General features: G+C 52.1%; 25 protein-coding genes and 1 pseudogene. 13 read left to right on the top strand and 13 right to left on the bottom strand.

Going from position 1 to position 25,836, the window contains the following annotated elements; all coding sequences use genetic code 11:
• Nucleotides 1-56 precede the first annotated feature (56 nt).
• The gene (locus tag DW47_RS0107975; protein ID WP_029685875.1) at nt 57-929 is read right to left on the bottom strand and encodes an NAD(P)-dependent oxidoreductase; all 873 of its coding nucleotides are present in this window, start codon (nt 927-929) and stop codon (nt 57-59) included.
• Between the two features lie 305 nt (nt 930-1,234).
• On the opposite strand from DW47_RS0107975, the gene pqqU reads away from it, so the two are divergent.
• Nucleotides 1,235-3,364: a TonB-dependent receptor PqqU gene (gene pqqU, locus DW47_RS0107970; RefSeq protein WP_420911399.1), complete on the top strand. Its 2,130-nt coding sequence runs from the start codon at nt 1,235-1,237 to the stop codon at nt 3,362-3,364.
• Nucleotides 3,365-3,402: 38 nt separating this feature from the next.
• Here pqqU and DW47_RS0107965 read toward each other — a convergent pair whose 3' ends face one another.
• Both DW47_RS0107965 and DW47_RS0107960 read right to left on the bottom strand, forming a co-directional pair.
• A complete protein-coding gene (locus DW47_RS0107965) occupies nt 3,403-4,461 on the bottom strand; it encodes an AbrB family transcriptional regulator (protein WP_051150870.1) in 1,059 nt (352 codons plus the stop codon).
• A gap of 138 nt (nt 4,462-4,599) precedes the next feature.
• Complete coding sequence (locus DW47_RS0107960; RefSeq protein WP_029685872.1) at nt 4,600-5,154, bottom strand: helix-turn-helix domain-containing protein; 555 nt, start codon at nt 5,152-5,154, stop codon at nt 4,600-4,602.
• A 95-nt stretch (nt 5,155-5,249) separates the two neighbouring features.
• On the opposite strand from DW47_RS0107960, the gene DW47_RS0107955 reads away from it, so the two are divergent.
• Nucleotides 5,250-6,509: a benzoate/H(+) symporter BenE family transporter gene (locus DW47_RS0107955; protein ID WP_071846625.1), complete on the top strand. Its 1,260-nt coding sequence runs from the start codon at nt 5,250-5,252 to the stop codon at nt 6,507-6,509.
• Nucleotides 6,510-6,557: 48 nt separating this feature from the next.
• On the opposite strand, the gene DW47_RS0107950 is transcribed toward DW47_RS0107955, so the two are convergent.
• The 5 genes from DW47_RS0107950 to DW47_RS0107930 all read right to left on the bottom strand — a co-directional run bounded on the left by DW47_RS0107950 (nt 6,558) and on the right by DW47_RS0107930 (nt 9,611).
• Nucleotides 6,558-6,836, bottom strand: coding sequence for a barstar family protein (locus DW47_RS0107950; protein WP_241430700.1), 279 nt, complete (start codon nt 6,834-6,836; stop codon nt 6,558-6,560).
• Nucleotides 6,833-7,312, bottom strand: a complete 480-nt coding sequence (locus tag DW47_RS0107945; protein WP_029685869.1) for a ribonuclease domain-containing protein — start codon at nt 7,310-7,312, stop codon at nt 6,833-6,835. The genes DW47_RS0107950 and DW47_RS0107945 overlap by 4 nt, the downstream gene beginning before the upstream one ends.
• Nucleotides 7,313-7,546: 234 nt before the next feature.
• Nucleotides 7,547-7,906: a helix-turn-helix domain-containing protein gene (locus DW47_RS0107940; protein WP_029685867.1), complete on the bottom strand. Its 360-nt coding sequence runs from the start codon at nt 7,904-7,906 to the stop codon at nt 7,547-7,549.
• Between the two features lie 174 nt (nt 7,907-8,080).
• A complete protein-coding gene (locus DW47_RS0107935; protein ID WP_029685866.1) occupies nt 8,081-8,584 on the bottom strand; it encodes an RrF2 family transcriptional regulator in 504 nt (167 codons plus the stop codon).
• Nucleotides 8,585-8,681: 97 nt separating this feature from the next.
• Nucleotides 8,682-9,611, bottom strand: coding sequence for an ROK family protein (locus DW47_RS0107930; protein WP_029685865.1), 930 nt, complete (start codon nt 9,609-9,611; stop codon nt 8,682-8,684).
• A gap of 180 nt (nt 9,612-9,791) precedes the next feature.
• Here DW47_RS0107930 and tus point away from each other — a divergent pair, with 180 nt between their 5' ends.
• Together tus and DW47_RS0107920 are read left to right on the top strand one after the other, a co-directional pair.
• Complete coding sequence (tus, locus tag DW47_RS0107925) at nt 9,792-10,712, top strand: DNA replication terminus site-binding protein (protein WP_029685864.1); 921 nt, start codon at nt 9,792-9,794, stop codon at nt 10,710-10,712.
• Nucleotides 10,713-10,834: 122 nt separating this feature from the next.
• Nucleotides 10,835-12,334, top strand: a complete 1,500-nt coding sequence (locus DW47_RS0107920) for a YdgA family protein (protein ID WP_029685863.1) — start codon at nt 10,835-10,837, stop codon at nt 12,332-12,334.
• Between the two features lie 140 nt (nt 12,335-12,474).
• Here DW47_RS0107920 and tnpA read toward each other — a convergent pair.
• Nucleotides 12,475-12,932 (bottom strand): annotated as a pseudogene (gene tnpA, locus DW47_RS16310) (IS200/IS605 family transposase).
• A 179-nt stretch (nt 12,933-13,111) separates the two neighbouring features.
• Nucleotides 13,112-13,360 (bottom strand): hypothetical protein, encoded by a 249-nt coding sequence (locus tag DW47_RS0107910; protein ID WP_029685862.1) that lies wholly within the window; start codon nt 13,358-13,360, stop codon nt 13,112-13,114.
• Nucleotides 13,361-13,590: 230 nt separating this feature from the next.
• On the opposite strand from DW47_RS0107910, the gene add reads away from it, so the two are divergent.
• The 9 genes from add (at nt 13,591) to dtpA (ending at nt 23,306) form a co-directional block, all read left to right on the top strand.
• Nucleotides 13,591-14,589 carry an adenosine deaminase gene (add, locus tag DW47_RS0107905; protein ID WP_029685861.1) on the top strand — a complete coding sequence of 333 codons (999 nt, stop codon included), beginning with the start codon at nt 13,591-13,593 and terminating at the stop codon, nt 14,587-14,589.
• A 177-nt stretch (nt 14,590-14,766) separates the two neighbouring features.
• The gene (rsxA, locus tag DW47_RS0107900) at nt 14,767-15,348 is read left to right on the top strand and encodes an electron transport complex subunit RsxA (protein WP_029685860.1); all 582 of its coding nucleotides are present in this window, start codon (nt 14,767-14,769) and stop codon (nt 15,346-15,348) included.
• Complete coding sequence (gene rsxB, locus DW47_RS0107895) at nt 15,348-15,926, top strand: electron transport complex subunit RsxB (RefSeq protein ID WP_029685859.1); 579 nt, start codon at nt 15,348-15,350, stop codon at nt 15,924-15,926. Before rsxA ends, rsxB begins: the two co-directional genes overlap by 1 nt.
• Complete coding sequence (gene rsxC, locus DW47_RS0107890) at nt 15,919-18,246, top strand: electron transport complex subunit RsxC (protein WP_029685858.1); 2,328 nt, start codon at nt 15,919-15,921, stop codon at nt 18,244-18,246. The genes rsxB and rsxC overlap by 8 nt, the downstream gene beginning before the upstream one ends.
• On the top strand, nt 18,247-19,305 hold the full coding sequence (rsxD, locus tag DW47_RS0107885; protein ID WP_029685857.1) for an electron transport complex subunit RsxD: 1,059 nt from the start codon (nt 18,247-18,249) through the stop codon (nt 19,303-19,305). It begins immediately after the preceding gene.
• Nucleotides 19,306-19,308: 3 nt separating this feature from the next.
• Nucleotides 19,309-19,938, top strand: coding sequence for an electron transport complex subunit RsxG (rsxG, locus tag DW47_RS0107880; RefSeq protein ID WP_029685856.1), 630 nt, complete (start codon nt 19,309-19,311; stop codon nt 19,936-19,938).
• Nucleotides 19,935-20,663 carry an electron transport complex subunit E gene (locus DW47_RS0107875; RefSeq protein WP_051150869.1) on the top strand — a complete coding sequence of 243 codons (729 nt, stop codon included), beginning with the start codon at nt 19,935-19,937 and terminating at the stop codon, nt 20,661-20,663. The genes rsxG and DW47_RS0107875 overlap by 4 nt, the downstream gene beginning before the upstream one ends.
• Nucleotides 20,663-21,295, top strand: coding sequence for an endonuclease III (nth, locus tag DW47_RS0107870; protein WP_029685854.1), 633 nt, complete (start codon nt 20,663-20,665; stop codon nt 21,293-21,295). The genes DW47_RS0107875 and nth overlap by 1 nt, the downstream gene beginning before the upstream one ends.
• Nucleotides 21,296-21,842: 547 nt before the next feature.
• Complete coding sequence (gene dtpA / locus DW47_RS0107865; RefSeq protein WP_029685853.1) at nt 21,843-23,306, top strand: dipeptide/tripeptide permease DtpA; 1,464 nt, start codon at nt 21,843-21,845, stop codon at nt 23,304-23,306.
• 48 nt (nt 23,307-23,354) lie between these two features.
• Here the strand turns inward: dtpA and DW47_RS17360 are convergent, their stop codons facing one another.
• The 3 genes from DW47_RS17360 to tyrS all read right to left on the bottom strand — a co-directional run bounded on the left by DW47_RS17360 (nt 23,355) and on the right by tyrS (nt 25,831).
• Nucleotides 23,355-23,552 carry a hypothetical protein gene (locus DW47_RS17360; RefSeq protein ID WP_152473149.1) on the bottom strand — a complete coding sequence of 66 codons (198 nt, stop codon included), beginning with the start codon at nt 23,550-23,552 and terminating at the stop codon, nt 23,355-23,357.
• 73 nt (nt 23,553-23,625) lie between these two features.
• Nucleotides 23,626-24,489, bottom strand: coding sequence for a pyridoxal kinase PdxY (pdxY, locus tag DW47_RS0107860; protein ID WP_029685851.1), 864 nt, complete (start codon nt 24,487-24,489; stop codon nt 23,626-23,628).
• A 67-nt stretch (nt 24,490-24,556) separates the two neighbouring features.
• Nucleotides 24,557-25,831, bottom strand: a complete 1,275-nt coding sequence (tyrS, locus tag DW47_RS0107855) for a tyrosine--tRNA ligase (RefSeq protein ID WP_038027353.1) — start codon at nt 25,829-25,831, stop codon at nt 24,557-24,559.
• Nucleotides 25,832-25,836: the final 5 nt, after the last annotated feature.

Genomic DNA, 25,836 nt, shown 5'->3' with positions numbered 1-25,836 from the left:
AACTCTGTGTTTCGGCTCGGCAACCGGCTAGGACAGGCACTGCCCTGGCTGACAGCTTATTTGCCGCGGGAGGCGAGGTATTGGCTAATCACCGATAGGTCCTGGTGCCCCAGTCCGTCATCCACTGCCTGTTGCCAAAGTTCTGTAATGTTAGTCAGCGCTGGTAGTTGTTGCTTATTACCGGCTTCAACGGCCAGTTTCGCATCTTTCAGCGCCCAGATCAGCTGCATTTGTGGCGTAAAGTCACCGCTTTTGATCATCTCCAGTTTGACTTTGGCGTAAGGGGCCGCCAAAGGACCTCCCTCCAAGGCTTGCCATAGCTGGTCTGGTTCGAATCCAAGTGCTTCAGCCAGCCGTTCACTTTCAGCCAAGCTTTGCATCAGACCAATCAGCCAACTGTTGACGACCAGTTTCATTTTCGACCCAGCACCCACATCCCCCTGCCACAGGGTGGCTTTACTGATCGCAGAGAACACTTGCTCGGCGGCTTGAGCACCTTGACGATCACCGCTGGCCAGTACAGTGATCTGCGCTTTCTCAGCCGGAGCCTTGGTACCTGAAACCGGTGCATCAAGAAACAGAATGTCCGGTCGTTTTTCTGAAATATAGTGATGCAGTTTTTCGATACCTTCCAGACCGAGAGTGCCCATCTGGCAAAGGGTAGCGTCTTTTTTCACCGAATCCAGAGCCTGACTGAGGACATCGTGGGTAGTATCACTGTCCGGTAGCATAGTGATAATCACATCGGCTTCGCTAACCGCATCCGCCACAGATGTCGCCAGCACCAGACCGTCTTTTTTAAGATCTTCCCCTTTTTCTGGGCTACGGTTCCAGCCGTGGACACTGAATCCATTTTTTAACAGGTTGGCGGCAAAGGCATGTCCCATGGCACCCAGGCCGAGTACCGCAACTTTAGGTTGTTGACTCATCTGTTCCTCCATTAGTCACTGATGTTGTGCCGCACTGCTATAGATATCCGGCACGGCGGCCAATAATTTTGCTGTATTTCATTAACTATAAGCGTCCTGAGCACAAAGGGATCCGCTTTTCTGTTACAGAGCTCAAGCAACCGAAGATTAGCTTATGATTTATAAAATAATGATTAATATCATTTAACAGTAAAATAAAACGATTACATTTTAACAAGCACGAAAAAAAGAGGTAGCATTCTCACCTTTCTGCAGAATGTATTTATTGCTGCTGCGTATTAACTCATTGAGAGCTTTCACTACTGATGAAAAAAAGAACACACACACAGCTAAAAGCCTCACTCATGCTACCGGTTTTTCTCCCGGCAGCCGGTCTGGCCGCGACAGCACCCAATACCGATAAATCTCCTACCATGATTGTCTCCGCGGCCCCTGCCAGCCACGGTTTAAATGAACTGGATACCCCGGCGGCCGTCAGCGTGGTGTATGGTGAAGATATGCGCCGCGCGCAGCCTCAAGTCAATTTGTCAGAGGGACTGTCAGGGGTGCCAGGATTACAGATCCTCAATCGTCAAAACTACGCACAGGACTTACAACTATCTATCCGTGGCTTTGGCTCTCGCTCGACCTTTGGCGTACGCGGCATTCGTATCTATGTGGACGGTATCCCTTCCACTATGCCGGACGGCCAGGGCCAGACCTCCAATATCGATATCGGCTCTATCGACCATGTGGACATCCTGCGCGGTCCGTTTTCAGCCCTCTACGGTAACAGCTCTGGCGGGGTGATTAATGTGGTCACCAAAAAAGGCCAGCAACCCGATACCCTGTCGGCTGGCACCTGGTATGGCAGTTATGGCAGCTGGCGTAATAGCCTGCAGGCCAGCGGCTCTACCGGTGACGGGACCCATGCGGGGGATGTAGACTACAACGCCTCGGTGTCTCGTTTTACCACCCACGGTTACCGCGACCACAGCAGTGCCCAAAAAAATCTAGCCAATGCCCGTCTCGGCGTGCGTATTGATGACCAGAGCACCCTTACCCTGCTGGTAAACAGTACCCATATCCAAGCCAATGACCCTGGTGGGTTGACCGAGCAACAGTGGCGGGATGATCCAAAACAGGTGGCGTCTAACGTGTCACTGTATAATGCCCGTAAGACCGTCGACCAGACCCAGGCCGGTCTGCACTATGAGCGTTCGATGAGCCCTAACGATGACCTGAGTGTGATGGCTTATGCGGGTATCCGGGAGATGACCCAGTATCAATCCATCCCTTACAAAGCGCAATCTAATAAGAATAAGTACGGAGTTATTGACCTTACCCGTCATTATCAGGGGGTTGATACCCGCTGGACACACCGGGATACGCTGTTTACCCTGCCAGTAAGTGCCACCGTTGGTCTTGACTATGAAACCATGACCGAAGACCGTCAGGGCTATCAGAACTTTTATTACGGCTCTTCCGGCATTGTGACCGGCGAGAAAGGTGCTTTACGCCGTAATGAACATAACCTGATGTGGAACCTAGATCCTTATCTGCAGACGGCTTGGCAGTTGTCCGAGCGCTGGTCTCTAGATGCAGGGGTTCGCTTAAGTACCATCAATTTCGATTCGGAAGATCATTATCTGTCTGATGGTGATGACAGCGGCAGCAAACGCTATCACCAATGGTTACCTGCGGCCTCCTTGAAGTACGCCATTGATGATAGTTGGAATACCTATTTGTCTGCTGGGAAAGGTTTTGAAACACCAACCATTACCGAACTTTCCTACCGTCCTGATGGACAAGCCGGTCTGAACTTGGGCCTAAAACCGTCCACCAATAAGACCATTGAGTGGGGCACCAAAAAGCGCATCGGCTATGGCCTGTTAAATGCCGCTGTTTTCCAGACCGATACCCGTAATGAGATCGTTTCTGCCGACAGCACCGATGGCCGAGCCACCTTCAAAAACGCTGGGGAAACCCGTCGCCGTGGTCTGGAACTAGGCTTTGAGCAGCAACTGGGAGAAAACTGGCAGTTAAACACCTCTTGGACTCTGCTGGATGCCCGTTACCGCAGCAATGCCTGTACCTCCGGTGACTGTAACGGTAACCGTATTCCGGGAATTGCCCGCAGTATGGCTTACGCAGGCCTGGAGTATGCACCAGGAGCAGGTTGGTACGCGGGCGGCGATATCCGTTATATGAGTAATATCGAGGCCAATGATGCCAATACCGTCAGTGCGCCAGCCTACACGCTAACCTCTCTGAACACCGGATGTAAATGGCTGGTTGAGAACTGGACCGTTGATCTGTCTGGCCGAGTCGATAATCTGTTTAACCGCAAATATGTCGGCTCAGTGATCGTTAACGAAAGTAACGGACGCTACTATGAATCGGCACCAGGCCGTAACTACGGTGTTGGACTGAACGTTAGCTACGCCTTCCAGTAATGGTGTAAAAAGACCCGCCTAGGCGGGTCTTTTGGGTGTCATAGCCACCGTACCATCCAACGGGCCAATGCTGGCCCCATAATTAACACCACTATAAAACGGCCGGTCTGCATCGACATCACAAACGGCTGATCCACATGGCTAGATGACGCAATAATCGCCACCGAATCGGCGCCGCCAGGACTGGTCGCCAGATAGGCCGTCAGGGGATCAATACCGGCAAAATGCACCAGCATCCAGGCAAACCCACAACAAATCAGTAACAGGGCACACACCGACAGCAGTACCCCCGGTAGCGCATGTAACGCATAGCGCAGGATCTCACCACTAAAACGCAAGCCAATGCTCCAACCAATCAGCGTATAGGCAATCGCTAGAAACCACAGTGGCAGTTCAATTTTCATCCCCGCGAAATTCTGCAGCAGACATCCGGCAATCATACTCAGCAGCATCGGCCCTGCCGGTAATCGGATTTTCCCCGCCAACAGAAAGCAGAGGACTATCACCAGCACCGTCAGTAAAAAATGAGGAACCTGCAAGGCTGGGAACAGCACCAGTGGTGGTGATGACTGGCCGCTGCCCGCGGCAAACACATGACTGACCAGTGTCGCCAGCAGCGCGACCATCAGTACCCGCAGATATTGCATAAAGGCGACCAGTCGTGTATCTGCGCCAAAGTCACCGGCCATGAGGGTCATTACCGTCGCGGCTCCTGGCGAAGATCCCCACAGGGCGGTACTGCCAGGCAGGATCTTCAATTTAGCCAACATTCCACCGAGGAGCGTGCTAGCCGCAATCACGCTGAAAACACTCAATAGAAACAGCAGCCAGTTATGGGCCATAGCAGTGAATACCTGTGCAGGCATAGCTCGTGCAATCATCATCCCTACCACCGCCTGGGCTAATTGCTGAGATATACGTGACAGTGTCACCGGATGCCCGGTAGAGGAGAACAAGATCGCAGCGAACATCGGCCCCAGTAGCAGGGCGGCGGGAAGGCGGAGCAACTCGAAGAATGTTACCAAGCCGATTGAGCAGACCAGTAACAGCAGCCAACGGGCCAGTAAGCGCGGGGCAGCGGCAGGCAGGTTTAGCATCCGTGAACGCTCCTGATCCCAATGGGCAGATGACGTGCAACCATGGTGTTCTCCTTCAATTAACTGTCTGGTTTGACAGCTTAAAATACGCGTTTCTTGGCAAACGGATGTCACCGGAAATGCGGATTACTGCGTTTATCACCCGCCACTGGCCGTGGATAGTGGATAGTGGATCAAACTATGAAAACTGACGGGCACTTGCAGAGGATTATGATAACGGTGGCAAATGTCGGCAGCGAAGCGCTTCGCTTCGCCACTGGCGAGTGCATAGTCAGTCTCCTCCAGCGACAAAACCAGACGGCCGCTGACCACAATCACTTGCTCTATCGCGCCCGCCGCATGACATGACTCGTGACTAACCGCCCCAGGAGCCAAGGTGATCAACAGGGTATCCATAGCCAAGTCGGTATCATAGGGCAACAGACTGCGGACAGTGATCCCCCCACCCTCAGCTCCCTGAGGTAGCGTTGTCGAGTTTGAGGGTGGTGGTTGAATAAACCATGAGAAAGGCACTTGCAGCCCATCTGCGATTTTCCATAGAGTGGCAACCGTCGGACCTGATTCGTTACGTTCTATCTGACCGAGCATAGCTTTACTGACCCCGGTCAAGGCGGCACATTGTGCCAGGCTGAGTTGTCGCTGGCGGCGCAAATTTTTCAGTGCTGTCGCGACAAAATAATCAACAGTTTGCATAGTACCTCCCTGTTATTACCGCCAGTGTAGCACTTGTGCGCTATAACGCACGGTGCTATGTTGAGCGTCAGCCCGCTTCTCGGAGTTTTCCCCCCATGTCGTTACGCGAAGATATCTCGCAAATCACCCTGCCGATGATTATTTCCGGCGCTGTGGCCGTGCTTGTGGGATACGCTAGTTCTGCTGCCATTATTTTCCAAGCAGCACGTGCCGCCGGCGCCAGTACTGCCTTGACCGGTAGCTGGTTGGGGGTGTTGGGCATTGGCATGGGGCTAACCTCTTTCGCCCTATCGCTACGCTATCGGATGCCGATACTAACCGCCTGGTCAACCCCCGGAGCGGCCATGTTGGCCACCAGTTTATCCGGTGCCAGCTTATCGCAAACCGTCGGTTTGTTTATTTTTACTAATTTGCTGATTGTGATTTGCGGCGTCACTGGGCTTTTTTCACGTCTAATGCGTCATATTCCGGCTGCTATCGCCTCAGCGATGCTGGCTGGGATCCTGCTGCATTTCGGCTTACAGGCCTTCGATGGATTGAAACAAAACCTGCCACTCTGTTTGACCATGTGTTTGGCCTTTTTGCTGGCGCGCCGCTGGCAGCCACGTTATGCGGTATTTATGACCTTACTGGCAGGGATCTTAGTGGTCATTGCACAGGGAAAAACTTCACTGGACCAGGTCAGTTGGCAATGGTCAGCCCCAGAATTTATCCTGCCATCATTTGATCTACCGTTATTACTGGGGGTCGGGCTACCTTACTTTTTGGTGAGTATGGCCTCACAGAATGCCCCAGGGATTGCCACACTTAACGCTCATGGATATTCGGTGCCAGTTTCACCGGTGACCACCACTACCGGACTGGTCGCTTTACTATTATCACCGTTTGGCGGTTTCTCTATCTGTATCGCTGCCATCACCGCCGCTATTTGTATGGGTGAGGATGTGCATTCCAACCGTGATAAACGTTGGATGGCAGCCGCCATCGCCGGCCTATTTTATCTGGTTACTGGGGCATTCGGTTCGGCGATTGCGGTGCTATTCAGTGCCCTGCCACCGGTATTTATCCACACCGTTGCCGGTCTGGCCCTGCTGGCGACGCTGGCGGGCAGCCTGCACCGCTGTCTTGAACGTCCCGAACAGCGAGATACCGCCATGGTCACTTTCTTGATCACCGCCTCCGGTGTGTCAATTGGGGGGATCGGTGCGGCCTTCTGGGGAATGATTGGTGGCAGCCTCTGCCACATTATGCTTAGCCGCCGCGTGGTGGTGATTGGTCAGACATCTTCTCGGCAGATGCCTCCGATCAACAAACACCGCCAGCCTAAACTTCCGGGTCGCTGGCGCAGAAAGTAATCAGCTCAGTATACTTGAGTTCTGATACCCAGCTGGGACATTGGTTGATCAGTCCGGCTTTTCCATATCTTGCAAGGTCAGTAAGCCGTCCAGTTCGCTGGCAGCCTGTTCGATAACAGCCAGTACTGGCCGCAGTGGCTCTCTGATCTCCTTCAGCCCCTGCAACTCAAAGGTTGCCGGTAACGGCATGCCCCCTGTTAACCAGTCCCAGAGCGCATCAAGGTTATCGCCGAACACAGTGTCGCAGTGGCTGTGTTTAACCAAGTGGTGATAAAAATCCTGACGGCTGTGAAGCCGATGAAAGTCAAAACGTATCGTCAGCATCATGGGATCCGGGTAAAAGTGCGGTAGTGGTCAGTGGTTAGAAACACCAAGCCGTCAGAGGAATAGAGTAGACGGTCAGCGTTGCGATGCCCGCAACGGTAATTAACATCGGCTTCAAACCAACGTCTACCGTTGGCATCCGGTAAGCGCCCTTCCCGGTTAGAGAAGTGATCGCCGCCAATCGCCCTGCCAGGCAACACATCACAAAGGTTAGAACGCGAGGGTTCCCAGCCGTCACGGCGGGCGTCACTTTTACGGATGTAATAATCGGGTAAACGGTGATTCTGATGGATCCACGCCGCCACCTTTTGTGGATTTGTCAGCGCAGCAATATCACTGCCATCTGCCGTCTGCCGTGGTGTGGAAACCGTCTGAGAGGCCGACTCATTATGATGGGCGATAGGGTGCTGGCCCGGCTTTAGGCCCAACCAACTGGCAATCAGGGCAATAATTAATGCGCCCCACAGTTTTTTCGACATAGTGATTTCCCTAATTTTTAGGGCCTTACTATACCTGATTTCTGTGGCGCTGGCAGCGTGTGAAACTGCTACAGAGGATGTTAGCAGATAAAAAAAAGCGCCCTGGTGAGGGCGCAGAGGGTCATACTGCAAATTATAATGACGGGGATGGCGGCAGGCGTTATGCCCTGGTGTGGCGTCTTAGCTACCGTCCTCTATCCGGCTGTTAGACGTTTCTCAGACAGGAGTACAGGATCAATGCAAAGTGTGTGAAGCAGTGTGTGAGGCGTGCTCGCCTCCGGAACGACGCCAAGTTCCAGGGGCCATACCAAACTCACGTTTGAAGCTACGATTGAACGATTGCTGAGAATCAAAGCCCATGGAAATGGCGACACTTAAAATAGGCTCATTAGAGGTGGTTAACCGTGCCGCTGACTTCTCCAGTTTTTTCTTGCGGATGTACTCCCCAAGTGCGTAACCGGTATGCTCTTTGAACATCCGTTGCAGGTGCCATTTAGAATAGCCAGCACGCTCGGCGACCAAGTCGAGGTTAAGGCGGTTTTCAATATGGCTGTCGATCCAGCCGATCAGGTCGTTAAAAAATGCACTGTTCATCTGTCTCTCCGTCTGAAAAGAAATAGTATCTGTTGCAGTTGCATTTAATGATGCGCCTGATATCGATAAAATGCAAACATTATAGTTGCATTAAATGCCGTACAGATGTCAGGGATATTCCTATGCGTTGGGAAAGATGACTCAGGCAGCTGTTAGGCTGCACAGGAGAAGCGTTTAGGCGCTATCGGACTGGGACTCAGGACATGAGATTTCGGCTGCAGCACCCCTATCCGACGCTGTCTCATGGGTCGCCGCCCGGCCAGTAATTTCCAGCAAGGCATCGGCGACAGAACGCTTGGCTAACACGTTCAGCGACGCCTGCTCCGCCTCTTCTGCCAAGGATTTAAAATACCAGCAGACATTGGCGCTGACCACGCAACAAGGCTTTTTAACATCCGGTCGCGAGTTAAGCAGTTTCTTTTCATCGGTGACCGACAGGTAGATATCCCGCAGGCTGATTTCCTGTGGCGGACGCGCCAAGTGGATCGAACCGGTACGGCCGAGGGTGGTGGCAATGATACCATCACGGGTCAGGGGAACCATCAGCTTACGAATTAGACTGGGGTTCGATTCCAGGCCCTGAGCGAGAATAGCACTGGTCGAGCGTTTTCCCTGTTGCTCTGCCATAGCAACACTAAGGACCATCTGCAGTGCTGTAGGAAAGCGATAATCTAACATTGATATTCCTCTTGTAGTATCTGTCCGAAGACAACAGCGAGTTTATCAAACTTACGTAGTACTGAGAAGCAACCGCCCCGGCAGACCGCACAGAACTTTAAGTCAGAGTACGGCCAAGCCAGCCAGCCCCGAGTAATCCGCCCTGCTGCTGATGCTGCCCCGCCACGATCAGCGGCTGTGTGGTAGTCCGTAAAATACGGCGGCGTAATTGTTCATCGAGCAGTGTCAATAGCGGTGCAACGCCAGTTAGGCCGCCACCTGCCACAATCCGATCCGGACCTAAGGTATTCACCACCACCGCTAAAACTTCACTAACCAGCTCACTCCACAGGGTGATGACTTGAATTGCACGTTTATTACCCGCCAGCCAATCAGTGACGATTTGCTTACTGTCTGCCGCGTACTGATTAAGATGAAGCCACAACCGCTCAATTCCCCGGGCGGCACCTAAGGTATCCAAGCAGCCCTGCTGACCGCAGCCGCAGGCCAAACGCGGCAGTTCAATACGTTGCCCTCGATAGTCGAAGTGAGTGCGTGTTATCGGACCGTGGCCCCATTCACCGGTTAACCCACCGGCACCGGTGATCAATTGGCGATTAATGACCAATCCGCCACCAACACCGCTACCGAGAATAATGCCCAGTACACTATCTGCCCCCTGTCCTGCCCCGGTTGTGGCCTCAGCAAGGGTAAAACAGTCAGCGTCATTACCGATAATGACCCGCCGTCCCAGTAGACGACTCAGTTCAGCACTGACCTGATGACCGGCGAACGCCGAAATATTTCCCGCCAGAATGGTGTCCTGACGGCTGTCGACCACTCCAGCCGCCGACAATGCCACCGGGGAATCCGCTGTCAGTAACCCTGCTGCGTCCGCGATCTGATGGTGTAATGCCTGACAAAAAGCGGACCAGTCGCGGGCAGGCATCGCCACACTACCGATGGGCTGTAAGGTATCATCGGCGCGTAATACGCCACTTTTGATAAAACTGCCGCCGATATCGAAGCACATTACCGCTGGGTTCATAGGTCACTCTCTGTTTGTCAGGCTTATCCGGCCACAGAGTATAAAGGGATAAGCCAGTGACGGAAATCCCTGCACTGTTCCCTGCCAGACCTATTGGCACGGTGCTGATACTGGATAAAGATAATAATTAATAGTATGTTGTAACTAATTTGAGTGCTAAACCGCTATAAGAGGTCGCCAATGCGTTATACCCTGATTTCTGAAATACGCGACTGTGTGGAGCAAATAGAACATGGCCTGCAACACCTCACGGCTCAACTTGCTGAAATGCCACTGGTCAGCGCGCGAGCGTTCCGCCTACCTGGCGTGCAAAAAGGCGATGAACTTTCTGAGATCAGCAGCCTAAAGGTTCAGCCGTTTCACGGTGAAGGTGCCCGCCGTATGGCACTGGAGCATCTGCGCTTACTGTTTATGCAACAGCAGTCAGAGTCCCTGAGCACCCGCTCTGCTTCACGCTTACCCGGTATACTTTGTGTCAGCGCAGATGCCGAGAGTCGCGCACGGTTAACCGATCAGGCCCAACAGATTAACCAACAGAAAGCACTGCTGGAAAAGCTGATTACTCGCGATTCAGGGCTGGCTCCAGAAGCGCGCTTTCCTTTTGTCCATCAACACTTGCCGGGGCTAATTACCCTGAATGCCTATCGAACTCTGACCCTGGAGGCCGCTCCGGCATCGGTGCATTTCGGTTGGGCGAATAAACATGTCATCAAAAATGTCACCCGCGATGATATCTGCCGCCAGTTGGAAAAAAGTCTCGCCGCTGGACGCGCCCGTGCCCCTTGGACCCGGGAACAGTGGGCAGAAAAAGTGGCTGCCGAACTGGAACTGATTTCCGGATTGCCGGTGGATGCACCATTGAAAATTAAGCGGCCGGTAAAAGTACAGCCGGTGGCGCGGTTGCGGGCCGAAGGCAGTGCTCGACAGCGACAACTGCCCTGCCCAATGCCACTGATTTTTTGTTGTGAAGGGACTACTGGTCCGGTGATAGGGGATCTGGGTGATTACGATGAAGCTTTGATTACCCACCGCCATATTCCTAGGGCTATCCCCATGCAGCTGATGATCCCACGGCTGTGGTTATGGCTGGCGGATGAGTAAGTGGTTCGGCATCTTTTTAAAAAAATGCTAAGGTGGTGGCAGACTGGTATATTTACACTCTCCCCTGGTTTATGTAACGCCAACACCAGGAAATTTAAGATTATCAAAAGGATGACCCGGTAATGAAAAAATCAAAAATTGCTGTCGGCGTAATCGTCGCTCTGGGCGTGGTCTGGACCGGCGGCGCCTGGTTTACCGGTAAACAGGTGGAATCCCATATCGGTGAGATGGTCACTCGGGCCAATCAGCAACTTAACAGCGAGTTTCCTGGCAGCCATCTGCAACTGACCCAGCAAAACTTCCAACGTGGCGTGTTCAGTTCACAGGTCCAGTTAGTGCTACAGGGCACTGCGCAGGCTGGCGAAGATGATGCCCTGCCAGCCGAGCAGAAAGTGATTTTCAATGAGACGATCGATCATGGCCCTTTGCCATTCGCTCAGCTGAAACACTTTAATCTGATCCCCGCTGCTGCCTCCATCCATACCGAAATTGAGAAAAACGGTACGGTGCAGGGTCTGTTTAGCCTGAGTAACGGTAACTCACCACTGAGTGCCGAGACCCGTCTCGGCTACGACAAATCCAGCCAGACCGATATTTCTGTGAAGCCTCTCCAGTATAGTGATGATACAGGCAAAGTCTCGACGCAACCGTCACAACTGCACCTGTCGGTGGACGGTGAACAAAACAACATTCGGGTAAATGCCGATATCGGTGACTTGAATGCAGGCTTCACTAATGACAGCCATCAACCAGTGACTCTTCAGGTCAACGGCCTACAGTTCTCCGGCGATACCCACCTTAGCCCAGAAGGATTGCGGTTAGGGAAACAGTCACTGGATCTCAAAGCTCTGAGTACCTCGGTAAATGGACAACCGATGCTGGCGGTAAGCGGCGTCACCCTCAACAGTGATTTCAATAATACCGCTGGTAAGACTAATGGCCGTATTGATTACAATGTTGATGATCTACAAATGAAGCAGCAATCACTGGGCAGCGCAGCACTGAAAGTGACCCTCAGTAATTTTGATACCCAGTCAGTAAAAACCTTTTATGATAACTACAACAATATTGTAAAACAAAACTTGGCACTGGCAGCCAGTAACGGTCAAGCAGACCCTCAAGTCATGCAGCAGGCAGCTAATGCAGCACTTTTACAGAACCTGCCATTGTTACTGAAAGGCTCACCGGTGTTGTCTGTCGATTCTCTGACGCTGAAAAATGACAAAGGGGTAAGCAGTTTCAGCTTAAAGGCCGATTTCAACGATCCTTCGACGGTTACTCAAGCCCCGCAGTCACTGGGTCAGGTAGCTGATGGGTATATGAAAGATCTGAATGCCTCATTGAGCATCAGTATGCCGATGGCAGAGCAATTACTGTCGGTTGTGGGTCAGTCACAAGGTTATCAACCGCAAGACGCTGATAAACTGGCACAGCAGCAGATCCAAGGCCTGTCAGCGATGGGAGAAATGTTCCATCTGTCGACAGTCAAAGATCAAAATATCGTCTCTTCGCTTCAATACAGCCAGGGTGATGTAACGGTCAATGGCGCGAAGATGCCTCTTGACCAGTTTATTCAGCGATATGTGCCGATGATGCCAGACAGCGAGGGCAGCCCACAGTAACTCTCCGCGCCCTTGCCCGTAGGCAGCCCTGCGCTAAACACCTCCGGCATAACCGGAGGTGTTTCATATGCGCCTATAAGGCTCTATTACTAGCCGCGCCCCATCAGGCGCATACGATCTGACATTTGCATCATCAACCGTTACTTACGGCCCGTCGGTATCGACAGTTGCTCTCCTAGCTTGTCCTGAGACAGTTGATGTCTTATATATTCCTGTATCTTCGTCGTTTTTTTTCCGCCGTATCAACATAATACCCATGGCACCAAAACTCCCTGTTTCGGTATTTAAATTTCAAATCGCCGAACTGCTCATACAGCATCAGGCCACTTTTACTTTTCAAGTACCCCATGAAGCTTGATGCACTCATCTTCGGCGGGATCTCAAGAAGCATATGAATGTGATCTGCACAATATTCAGCCTCACCAATGTGTACATTTTTCCACTCACACAACTTCTTCAAAATACGGCCTACAGCCCTACGCTTTTCCCCATAGAACACCTGCCGTCGGTATTTGGGTGCAAAGACGATATGATATTTACAGTTCCAGCGGGTGTGCGCTAAGCTTTTTTCGTCCCCCCATTGGGACCCCCTTTTGATTTCTTGTTGAACATTTGCAGTTGCCAGACCGCAAGATGTTTTAACAAGTCAAAAGGAGTTTTTATATCCGGCCGAAAGCTAAAAGCTTTACTGAACCCCATGGGGTTCTAGGCAAAAAAAAACGAACCCCATGGGGTTCGTTATTCACAAGCCAGCTAAGCTGGCGATCAGTATGGCGCTTAGAGCGCATCAGTCAGGCGGTCAACCACGATACGCCCGCTATTATCACGCTGGGTAATACGATAGTTGGCGGAATAAGAGCGACGACCATTCAGCTTATCAGACAGAGACACGGTGCCCTTGGGCTGACCATCTTTGCCGATAATCGTCCACTGGTTCACTTCTTCCTGACCTCGGTTTTTAAGCTTTACGACCTCTGCATGCTGCAGTTGGTCGCCATCTTCGATCTTAAGATAATCTTTTAACATTTTACCGCCCCCCGTTTGGCCTACCTACTATATTGCGATGCATTTATCTATTCAATCGAATATGCTAATCGAAATAGCCACATTATCGCTATGGTTATCTAGATTATTAATTAATACTAATCAATTGTATGAGGGATAAAAATGCCCTGAATGACGCTAAAAGTCTGGTATTTTACCTAAGGATATTTTTATAATGTGCCGCACTTTATTGATGATTTTTCGGGTGCACGATGATTGATACCACACTTCCCCTGACCGACCTCCACCGTCACCTCGACGGAAATATCCGCGCCGCCACTATTCTCGACTTGGGAAGAGAGTTTAATATCGCCTTACCTGCTGATAACCTCAGCGACTTGCTGCCGCATGTGCAGGTGATGTCGACTCAGCCGGATCTGGTTAGCTTTCTGCAAAAACTAGACTGGGGCGTAAAAGTGCTGGGTAACTTGGATGCCTGTCGTCGCGTAGCCTTTGAAAACGTTGCAGATTTAGCGATTGCAGGTATCCATTATGCTGAACTGCGCTTTTCACCAGGCTATATGGCAATGAACCATGGACTGCCCGTGGATGCAGTGGTCGAGGCGGTGATTGAAGGGGTACGCCAGGGCTGTGCTCAGTACGATGTACAGGTAAAACTGATCGGTATCATGAGCCGTACCTTTGGTGATAAAGCCTGTCTGCAGGAGCTGAATGGCCTGCTGGCGCACCGTGATCACATTACCGCCATTGATTTGGCCGGTGATGAGCTCGGCTTCCCAGGTGACCAATTCCGCAGTCACTTTACTAAAGCCCGCGACGCCGGTTTCCGTGTGACGGTACATGCGGGTGAAGCCGCAGGCCCAGAAAGTATCTGGCAGGCGATCCGTGAATTAGGCGCAGAGCGTATCGGTCACGGTGTCAAAGCGGTTCAAGACCCCGCATTGATGGATCATCTCGCCGAATATGGTATCGGTATTGAGTCCTGTCTGACCTCAAATATTCAGACCAGCACGGTGGCTTCGCTGGACGTGCATCCGCTGAAGCGCTTTTTACAACACGGCGTGATGGCCTGCCTGAATACCGATGATCCCGCGGTTCAGGGCATCGAGTTAGGCCATGAATATCAAGTCGCTGCGCCGGCGGCTGGCCTGAATGCCGAAGAGATCCGTCAGGCACAAGAAAACGGCCTGTTTATGGCGTTTCTCAGCGCCGAGGAGAAGCAGGCACTGCGCGCCAAAGTCGCCGCCTGACACTCCCTACCGACATCTCGTTGCTGACGGGGTGTCGGTTTTGGCCGCTATTTTTAGCCTCAGAGCTGTCACAATTTAATTCTGAGTGCGAAACGCTGTTACCAAGAGGTTCACAAGGTTGTTATACCGCGCCTTATCCCTGATAATACACACCTTTCAAACCCCCATGGCACGACAATGACTGATTATCTCTTGCTCTTTATTGGCACAGTATTAGTGAATAACTTTGTGCTGGTGAAGTTTCTTGGCCTCTGTCCCTTTATGGGCGTTTCCAAAAAACTGGAAACTGCCATCGGAATGGGGCTGGCGACCACCTTTGTTATCACACTGGCATCGATCTGTGCGTGGCTGGTGAACGATCTGATCTTGGTTCCCCTGGATTTGGTCTATCTGCGTACTATGGCCTATATCTTGGTGATTGCGGTAACCGTACAGTTCACCGAAATGGTAGTACGTAAAACCAGCCCGTCGCTGTATCGCCTGCTGGGAATTTTCCTGCCGCTGATCACCACTAACTGCGCCGTACTCGGTGTGCCGCTTCTGAGCGTCAACCTGAAACAGACCTTTTTGCAGGCAGCCCTCTACGGGTTTAGCGCCTCTCTCGGCTTCTCACTGGTGATGGTGCTGTTTGCTGGTATCCGCGAACGTCTCGTGTTAGCGAACGTCCCTGCTCCGTTTAAAGGTTCTTCGATTGCGCTGATTACCGCGGGTCTGATGGCACTGGCGTTTATGGGCTTCTCAGGACTGGTGAAATTCTGATGAGTGCCATTTGGATTGCGATAATTTCCCTGAGTCTATTGGCTCTGGTGTTTGGGGCCCTGCTGGGCTATGCGTCTCGCCGCTTTAAAGTCGAAGAAGACCCAATTGTTGAACAGATCGATGAACTGCTGCCACAGAGCCAGTGTGGTCAATGCGGCTATCCGGGCTGCCGTCCCTATGCGGATGCGGTGGGTAACCAGGGTGAGATGATCAACAAATGCGCGCCAGGGGGTGAGCAAACCATGCTGAAACTGGCCGCCCTGTTGAATGTTGAGCCACAACCGCTTGATGGCGATGAAGAGGCCAAAACGCCGATGCGCAAAGTCGCCTGGATCGATGAAGCCAACTGTATCGGTTGTACCAAATGTATTCAGGCCTGTCCGGTCGACGCTATCGTCGGCGCCACCCGTGCCATGCACACGGTGATGACCGATCTGTGTACCGGTTGCGATCTCTGTGTGGCCCCCTGCCCGACAGACTGTATTGAGATGCGTCCGGTGGCGACCACCACTGCAAACTGGAAATGGGATTTAGCCACCATTCCTGTCCGTGTTATTCCGGTAGACAATCATGTTTAATCTGTTTTCCCGTTTTCGTGCTGACAAAATTTGGGACTTCAAAGGGGGCATTCACCCGCCGGAGATGAAAACCCAATCAAATGGCACCCCGCTGGCAGAGATCCCGCTGCCAGCACAGTTTATCCTGCCCCTAAAACAGCATATTGGGCAAGAAGGCGAGTTATTGGTTAAAGCCGGTGATCAGGTGTTACGCGGTCAGCCGCTGACCTTCGGTAACGGCCGGATGTTGCCGATCCATGCCCCCACCTCAGGCACCGTCACCGCCATTGCACCCCATATGACGGCACATCCCTCCGGGTTGTCGGAGCCTTCGGTGTTTATACGTCCCGACGGCGAAGACCGCTGGATCGAGCGCCAACCTATTGCCGATTATCAGCAGGTCGATCGTCAGGTCCTGATCACCCGTATCCATGAAGCCGGTGTTGCCGGTCTAGGTGGCGCTGGATTCCCGACAGCGACCAAGTTGAAAGGTGGCCACGGGGTCAAGACCCTGATTATCAATGCGGCGGAATGTGAGCCATATATCACTGCCGATGATCGTTTGATGCAGGATTGCGCGGCTGAGATCCTGACCGGCTGCCGTATTCTGCGTTACGTGCTGCAAGCGGAAGAGGTGCTTATCGGCATCGAGGACAACAAGCCAGAAGCTATCCGTGAGTTGAAAGCGGCACTCGGTCAGGATACTGACCTGATTATTCGTGTTATCCCAACCAAGTATCCGTCGGGTGGCGCGAAACAGCTGACCCGTATCCTGACCGGACGCGAAGTACCGCATGGTGGCCGCTCCGCAGATATCGGTGTTCTGATGCAGAACGTCGGCACCGCTTATGCAGTAAAACGCGCCGTTGTTGACGGAGAGCCGTTAACCTGCCGCGTCGTCACCCTCACCGGTGAGTCTCTACGCCAGCCACGTAATGTCTGGGGTCGTCTGGGAACTCCAGTCAGTCATCTGTTACAACAGGCAGGTTTTACGGCCAGTGAACAGCAGATGGTGATCATGGGAGGCCCTCTGATGGGCTTTACACTGCCTTCTCTTGATGTCCCGATGGTTAAAATTACTAACTGTCTGCTGGCTCCCTCGGCAAGTGAGATGGGCGAAAAACAAGCAGAGCAATCCTGTATCCGTTGCAGCGCCTGTGCCGATGCCTGCCCTGCTGGCTTATTGCCGCAACAGCTGTACTGGTATTGTCAGGGTGGCGATCATGAGAAAGCCCGTGCCTACAACCTCAATGATTGTATTGAATGTGGGGCTTGTGCGTATGTCTGTCCAAGTAATATTCCACTGGTTCAGTATTATCGACAGGAAAAAGCGGAACTGCTTGAAATTGATCTCGAAGCACAGCGTACCGCCGAAGCCAAAGCACGTTTCGAAGCGCGTCAACAGCGTTTAGAACGCGAGAAACAGGCCCGAGAGGCCCGTCATGCGGAAGCGAAGCGTCGTGTCTCCTCGACAGACCAACAGCAAATCACGGCAGCATTAGAGCGGGTGAAGGCCAAAAGCGCCCCGGCCGGTGATGATGTGGTGGTGCAAGCCGGAGCCGTACCGGATAACAGCGCGGTGATTGCCCAACGCGAAGCACGCAAAGCGCAGGCGAAAGCCCGTCAGGCAGAGAAAACAGCCACTACTGCGTGCGACGAGGGTGATGCCCGTAAAGATGCCGTCGCTGCTGCCATTGCCCGGGCCAAAGCCAAAAAAGCGGCACAAGCGGCGGAAAGTGAGTCTGCCAGTGCTGAACCGGCGACAGTGGAAGAGGATCCACGTAAAGCCGCGGTAGCCGCCGCCATTGCCCGGGCCAAAGCCAAAAAAGCGGCACAAGCGGCGGAACCTGAGGCTGTCAGTGCTGAACCGGCGACAGTAGAACAGGATCCACGTAAAGCTGCGGTAGCCGCCGCCATCGCCCGGGCCAAAGCCAAAAAAGCGGCACAAGCGGCGGAAAGTGAGTCTGCCAGTGCTGAGTCGGCGACAGTGGAACAGGATCCACGTAAAGCCGCGGTAGCCGCCGCCATTGCCCGAGCCAAAGCCAAAAAAGCGGCACAAGCGGCGGAACCTGAGTCTGTCAGTGCTGAACCGGCGACAGTGGAACAGGATCCACGTAAAGCTGCGGTAGCCGCCGCCATTGCCCGGGCCAAAGCCAAAAAAGCGGCACAAGCGGCGGAACCTGAGTCTGCCAGTGCTGAGTCGGCGACAGTGGAACAGGATCCACGTAAAGCCGCGGTAGCCGCCGCCATTGCCCGTGCCAAAGCTAAAAAAGCGGCGCAGAGACAAGAACATCAACCTTCCGCGACGCCTGAGTTGCAAAAGACGACATCTGAGGACTAAATGGCTTTTCGTATAGCAAGCTCCCCCTATACCCATAACCGACGCAGTACTGACCGAATTATGACTCTGGTCCTGCTGGCTGCGGTGCCGGGTGTGGCGGCTGAATGGGTCTTTTTTGGTTACGGTAGCCTGATCCAGGTAGCACTGGCCGCCATTACCGCCTGGGTCTGTGAAGGCCTAGTCTTAACATTACGCAAGCAGCCGGTGATGCCGGTATTAAAAGATAACTCTGCCCTACTGACTGCACTGTTATTGGGGGTGAGTTTACCGCCGCTGGCCCCTTGGTGGCTGATTGTTCTTGGTACTGCCTTTTCAATCATTATTGCCAAACAACTATACGGCGGCCTCGGCCAGAACCCGTTTAACCCTGCAATGGTCGGTTATGTGGTGCTGCTGATCTCTTTCCCAGTGCAGATGACCAGTTGGTTACCGCCGGAATCACTGCAATCGGTCACTCCGGGACTGGCAGATAGCCTGAGTATGATTTTCACCTCTCACACCAGTAGTGGCTTGGGGATGCAGGCTCTGCAAATGGGGGTCGATGGCGTCAGTCAGGCCACGCCATTGGATGGTTTTAAAACCGGACTACGCGCTGGACACTCCGCTGAACAGCTGCTGGCTGAGCCTATCTTCCATGGTGTACTGGCGGGTCAAGGTTGGCAGTGGATCAACATTGGTTTCCTGTTAGGTGGGTTATTTTTACTGTCAAACAACACTATCCGCTGGCACATCCCGGTCAGTGTGCTGGCGTCACTGGCAGTCTGTGCCACCCTGGGATGGTGGCTGTCACCGGGAACCTTAGCGTCACCGATGATCCATCTGTTCTCCGGTGGCACCATGTTGGGGGCATTCTTTATCGCCACCGACCCGATTTCAGCGTCAACCACCGACAAAGGCCGCCTGATTTATGGGGCGTTAATCGGCCTGCTGACTTGGCTTATCCGCAGCTTTGGTGGCTATCCAGACGGCGTGGCATTTGCTGTATTGCTGGCAAATATCTGTGTTCCGCTTATTGATTACTACACTCAACCCCGGGTGTATGGCCATCGCAAGGACTAACCGATGCTCGATACTATCCGCAAAAATGGCGTTACCCTGGCGGTGTTCGCCGCCATTACCACCGGTATGACCGCGGTGATTAATATGGTGACCAAACCGACCGTGGAACATCAAATGGCCTTAGAGCAGAAATCTCTACTGGATCAGGTGGTCCCGCCTTCACTGTATAATAATAGGCTGCAGAAAGAGTGCTACGTGGTGCGTAACGCCGCATTGGGTAATATGGACCCACACCACCTCTACCTGGCCAGAAAAGATGGGAAACCGGTGGCAGTCGCACTAGAGACTACAGCGCCGGATGGTTATTCTGGTAATATTCAGATGTTAGTGGGTGCCGATTTTAGCGGCAAGGTGTTGGGAGTACGTGTTACCGAGCAACATGAAACCCCAGGACTGGGCGATAAGATTGAGTTACGTATTTCGGATTGGATCACCCATTTTGCTGGCGTAGTGGTGCATGGCGCTGACGACAAACATTTTGCAGTGAAAAAAGACGGTGGTGACTTTGACCAGTTTACCGGCGCCACCATTACGCCGCGCGCCGTGGTGAATGCCACTAAACGAACAACCCTGTTTATTGAAACGCTGCCTTCGCAGCTTTCATCGCTGCCTGATTGTGGAGATAACCCATGAGTGAAGCTAAAAAACTGGTGATTGGCGGGTTATGGAAAAATAACTCAGCACTGGTTCAGCTGCTGGGCCTGTGCCCACTGCTGGCAGTCACCTCGACTGCTACCAACGCCTTGGGACTGGGTCTGGCTACTACCTTAGTATTGACCATTACTAACAGTGCCATTTCGTTATCCCGCCGCTGGATGCCGGCGGAGATCCGTATTCCTATCTACGTAATGATCATCGCCTCGGTGGTGAGTTGCGTGCAGATGGTGATCAGCGCCTATGCCCACAGCCTTTATCAGTCACTGGGGATTTTTATTCCGCTGATCGTCACTAACTGCATTGTAGTTGGCCGTGCTGAAGCCGTCGCCTCTAAGTCGAATGTCGCGCTGTCGGCATTGGATGGCTTCTCGATCGGTATCGGCGCCACCTTTGCCATGGTCACCCTCGGCTCACTGCGTGAAGTGATCGGTAACGGCACTATTTTCAATGGTGCAGACCAGCTACTGGGGCCTTGGGCAAAAGTTCTGCGGGTACAGGTCTTCCATTTTGATTCACCGATGTTGCTGGCCATGTTACCGCCGGGGGCCTTTATCGGTCTGGGCATGTTGCTGGCGGCTAAATACCTAATTGATCAACGTAGCCGTGAACGTGCAGCCCGTAAGGCAGAGCAGGCGGTGAGCCAGCAGTCAGCAGCCCCTGCGGCGATGACCACGGCACAGGCTGGCTCAGGGAAAGCGTAGTGAATAAAGAAAAGCGTTATCAGATTTTAAGCCGGTTGCGGGACAACAACCCGCACCCCACCACCGAGCTTAATTTCTCATCACCTTTCGAGCTGTTGATCGCCGTACTGTTGTCCGCCCAAGCAACCGATGTCAGCGTCAATAAAGCGACAGTCAGTTTATTCGCTCAGGCGCCGACGCCAGAAAAAATGCTGGAACTCGGCGAAGAAGGTGTTCGCGAGGCGATTAAAACCATCGGCCTATTCAATACCAAAGCGGTCAATGTTATCAAAACCTGCCGCATACTACTGGAAAAGCATCAGGGCCAGGTACCGGAAAACCGTGAAGCGTTGGAAGCGCTACCTGGCGTTGGACGTAAAACCGCGAATGTAGTGTTGAATACCGCCTTTGGATGGCCAACTATTGCCGTCGATACGCATATTTTCCGCGTTTCTAATCGCACGGGGTTTGCTGTGGGCAAAAATGTGGACCAGGTAGAAGAGAAGTTACTGAAAGTGGTGCCAGCAGAATTTAAGGTCGACTGTCATCATTGGTTGATTTTACACGGTCGTTATACCTGCATTGCTCGTAAACCACGCTGTGGTTCCTGTCTGATTGAGGATCTTTGCGAGTATCGAGAAAAAACCGAATAGTCTCTCTTTCACCATCAATCCCGCTAAAACGTACCGTTTTTGCGGGATTTTTTTTATCTCAAATCAGTGAGTTAAGCGAGTTCTTTTTTAAAAGGCTAAAATAACCTTGTGATCCCTGCCTTTTTTTGTCAGATTTGACTCAGATTCCTCCTATCTTACATCAGAATACAATAAGCTAAAAATGGCATAATGGTAGGATAATTCACTTTGCATTAATCATTCGATGACATATTAAGTAATAGTTTTGCGATATAAATAGCACAGCATGCTTATTATATCTTTTTTGCATTCCGAGCGTGAATTTATTATGCTCCGCTGCGGAGAAATCATCACTTCACAACATTAAATAACACCGGGACCGGGGTTTTTGATGTTAACAGCTACCTTATCCTTCATGGGCGTGATTAAATCATAACCTGTGCACTGAGATGCCGTTGACTTCATCAAAACTCTGACTCTCATAAAACCACAAAGTCATGCCCGACATGAGGCATGGTATGTACTTAATTCCTGTCAAAAAACAGGAATACTTTACACAGAGGTAAATGTGTCCACTGCAAACAAACAAAATCAGGCACCCAGCCTGAATGCTTTTCGGCAACCTAAAGCGTTCTATCTCATCTTTACCGTTGAGTTGTGGGAACGTTTTGGTTATTACGGGCTACAGGCCATTATGGCGGTCTACCTAGTCAAACAACTGGGTATGTCGGAAGCCGAGTCGGTCACCCTGTTCTCTTCATTCAGCGCACTAGTTTATGGCCTGATCGCTATTGGCGGCTGGTTAGGGGATAAAGTCCTCGGTACCAAACGTGTTCTGACCTTGGGTGTGATTGTGCTGGCCATTGGCTATGCCTTCATTGCCTTCTCTGGCCACCAGACATCGATGGTTTATATTGGCATGGCGGCCATCGCAGTGGGTAGCGGTCTGTTTAAAGCCAACCCATCTTCCCTGCTGTCGACCTGTTATGAAAAAGGTGACTCCCGTCTCGACGGTGCCTTCACCATGTTCTATATGTCGATCAACATCGGTTCTCTGTTCTCGATGATGCTGACCCCGTGGCTGGCAGCCAAATACGGCTGGAGTGTTGCGTTTTCCCTGTCAGTGATCGGTCTGGTCATCACTCTGATCAACTTCTTAAGCCTAAAGTCGCTGGTAAAAAACCACGGCTCAGCGCCGGACTTCGCACCGGTCAATATGGGCAAGTTGTTGACCACCATCGTCGGCGTAGTAGTGCTGGTTGTGATTTCGACCTGGTTGCTGCACCACCAGCAGGTGGCTCGCTGGGCATTATTAGTAGTGGCAATTGGTATTCTGCTGCTGTTTGCTAAAGAGACCTTCGCGCTGAAAGGTGTTGCCCGTCGTAAGATGATCGTCGCCTTTGTACTGATGCTGGAAGCTGTGGTGTTCTTCGTGTTGTACATGCAGATGCCAACCTCTTTGAACTTCTTTGCTATCCGCAATGTTAGTCATGAGATTTTCGGGATCACCTTCGAGCCTGAACAGTTCCAAGCCTTGAACCCGTTCTGGATCATGGTGGCCAGCCCATTACTGGCGGCGACGTACAACAAGTTAGGTACTAGCCTGCCAATGCCGATGAAATTTACCATTGGTATGTTCCTGTGTTCAGCCGCCTTCCTGGTGCTGCCACTGGGTGCAACTTACGCGAATGAACAGGGTATCGTCTCGGTAAATTGGCTGATCTTAAGCTATGCACTGCAGAGCGTGGGTGAACTGATGATCTCTGGTCTGGGCCTGGCGATGGTGGCACAACTTGTTCCGCAGCGCCTGATGGGCTTCATTATGGGCTCTTGGTTCCTGACGACCGCTTGTGCGGCAGTGGTTTCCGGATTTGTCGCCAGTAAAATGGCTGTTCCTGTGGGGATTACCGATGCACATGCTTCTTTGCAGGTCTACAGCGAAGTCTTTAAACAGATCGGTGAGGTGACGCTGGTGATTGCAGTGGCCATGCTGCTGTCAGCCCCGCTGCTGAATAAGATGATCCGCGATTAATCTTCTTCCCTCGATATCTCAGCCAGTCAGTTCACTGACTGGCTTTTTTTATGGTCGATGCCCCAGTTTTTCTCGCAATATTCTCGTCAGATAGTCAAAGCGCCTAACACGATGCAGGATGTGACGGCGCTGCGGATAGAGCAGTGATACGGTGGTGTAGTCTGCGCCATGCTGAGTGATCTGACGAATTGGATCACCGTACAGCGTGTTGAAGTGTCCAGCGATCAAACACTGTAGCTTGCTCACAGTGACTGAGGTGGATTATGTCATCTATCTGAACCTGTCAAAAAGGCCCGCAAGATATCACGGGCAGAACGGATTAGCTGATTTTTTCAGCCTTGAAAACATGCACTGGGCGGGCAATTTGATCTTGGGCGGCTACCAATTGCAGCTCATATTCGCCCATCTGGTGGGTTTTAATCATCACTTCATAGACCGCTGCTGTGACATGTTCCAGTGCATCTTGCAGGGATTCACCGTGCAGTAGGTCCACCAGTAGCAGTCCACTGGTCAGGTCACCGACACCAACCGGCTGACGGACCCCAAAGTCCACCAGCGGCCGATGAATATGCCACGCTTCGTCAGCAGTCACCAGCAGCATCTCGAACTGATCACTGCGTCGCCCAGCGCGGGACAGATGTTTCACCAGTACAATACGTGGTCCGCGTTCGATCAATTGGCGGCAAGCTTGGATACATTCATCGATATCACTGACCTGACGGCCACTGAGCAATTCCAGCTCCAGCAGGTTCGGCGCAACAATGTCACTGGCTGGCAGGGCTGAATGGCAGTGAAACTCGGCAACGCCTGGTGCCACGATACAGCCTTTCTCCGGATGGCCCATAACCGGATCACAGAAATACCATGCATTGGGGTTGGCAGCTTTCACTTGACGAACAATCTCTAAGATCTGTTCGCCCTGCTCCGCCGACCCCAAGTAACCACTCAGCACTGCATCACAGGTTTTAAGTCGGTCAATGTCGGCAATGCCTTTAACAATATCTGTCAGATGGCTAGCCGGCATGACCGTTCCGGTCCAATGCCCATATTGCGTGTGATTAGAAAACTGTACCGTATTCAGTGGCCAGACATTGGCCCCCATACGGCGCATTGGGAACTCTGCCGCTGCATTACCTGCGTGCCCGTAAACAACATGAGATTGTATTGCCAGTATATTTTTCATTATTAGACGCTGTCATACCCTATCAGAAATAAAAAAAGGCCGGAAACCGGCCTTTTTCGTACATGCATTATTGCCAGTTGATCAGGCAGTAATGTTTTTTACCACGACGTAGAACGGTAAAACGCCCGTGCAGTTTATCGTCGTCACTGAAACGGTATTCCGCATCAGATTGTTTCTCGCCATTTACCGAGACCGCGTTAGAAGAGATCAGGGTCCGTGCTTGTCCACGAGAAGGCACCAGACCGGCAACCACCAGCGCTTGCTGCAGATCATCTTCTGCATTGAGGCTGATAGACGGCATACCATCCTGAGCCAGTTGCAGCAGATCCGCTTCGCTCAGTGCACTTAAGGTGCCCGCAAACAGGCTTTCAGTAATACGTTTGGCCGCCTTGAGGCCTTCTTCACCGTGCACCAGACGGGTAACTTGCTCCGCCAGAACATATTGCGCCCGTGGTGCTTTACCGCTGTTAGCGTCTTCCGCCTGCAGGGCATCGATCTCTTCAATGCTCATAAAGGTAAAGAATTTCAGGAAGCGGTAAACGTCTGCATCGGCAGTATTGATCCAGAATTGATAGAACTTGTAAGGACTGGTTTTAGTCGCATCCAGCCACACTGCACCACCTTCGGTTTTACCGAATTTAGTGCCATCAGATTTGGTGATCAGGGGAACTGTCAGGCCGAATACCTGATTTTGATGCAGACGACGAGTCAGGTCGATACCAGAGGTGATGTTGCCCCATTGATCCGAGCCACCAATCTGCAGGCTAACGTCGTGGCGCTCGTTGAGACAAGCAAAGTCATAGCCCTGCAGCAAATTGTAGGAGAACTCAGTAAAAGAGATACCCTGATCATCACGGTTGAGGCGCTGTTTAACCGCTTCTTTATTAATCATCTGATTAACAGAAAAGTGTTTACCGATATCGCGCAGGAAGGTCAGCACATTCATGCCGCCAAACCAGTCGTAGTTATTGGCCGCAATCGCGCTATTATCACCGCAGTCGAAATCCAGGAAAGGCGCGACCTGATTGCGGATTTTCTCGACCCACTCACCGACGGTATCCGCAGTGTTCAGCTTACGCTCGCTGGCTTTAAAACTTGGATCACCGATAAGTCCCGTTGCGCCGCCGACCAGTGCTACCGGTTTATGACCAGCATCCTGAAAACGCTTCAGGCAAAGTAACGGCACCAGATGGCCCAGGTGCAGGCTATCAGCGGTCGGATCAAAACCGCAATACAGTGCAATCGGCCCTTCTGCCAGTCGCTCTGATAACGCCTTTTCATCCGTTACCTGGGCGATCAGGCCCCTTTCCTGTAATTGTTGTATCAGGTTACTGCTGGTCATCAACG

Source organism: Tatumella saanichensis (assembly GCF_000439375.1).
Classification (GTDB): domain Bacteria; phylum Pseudomonadota; class Gammaproteobacteria; order Enterobacterales; family Enterobacteriaceae; genus Tatumella; species Tatumella saanichensis.
Note: the sequence above shows the minus strand (reverse complement) of the source record. Positions and strands in the feature narration are given on the sequence as shown.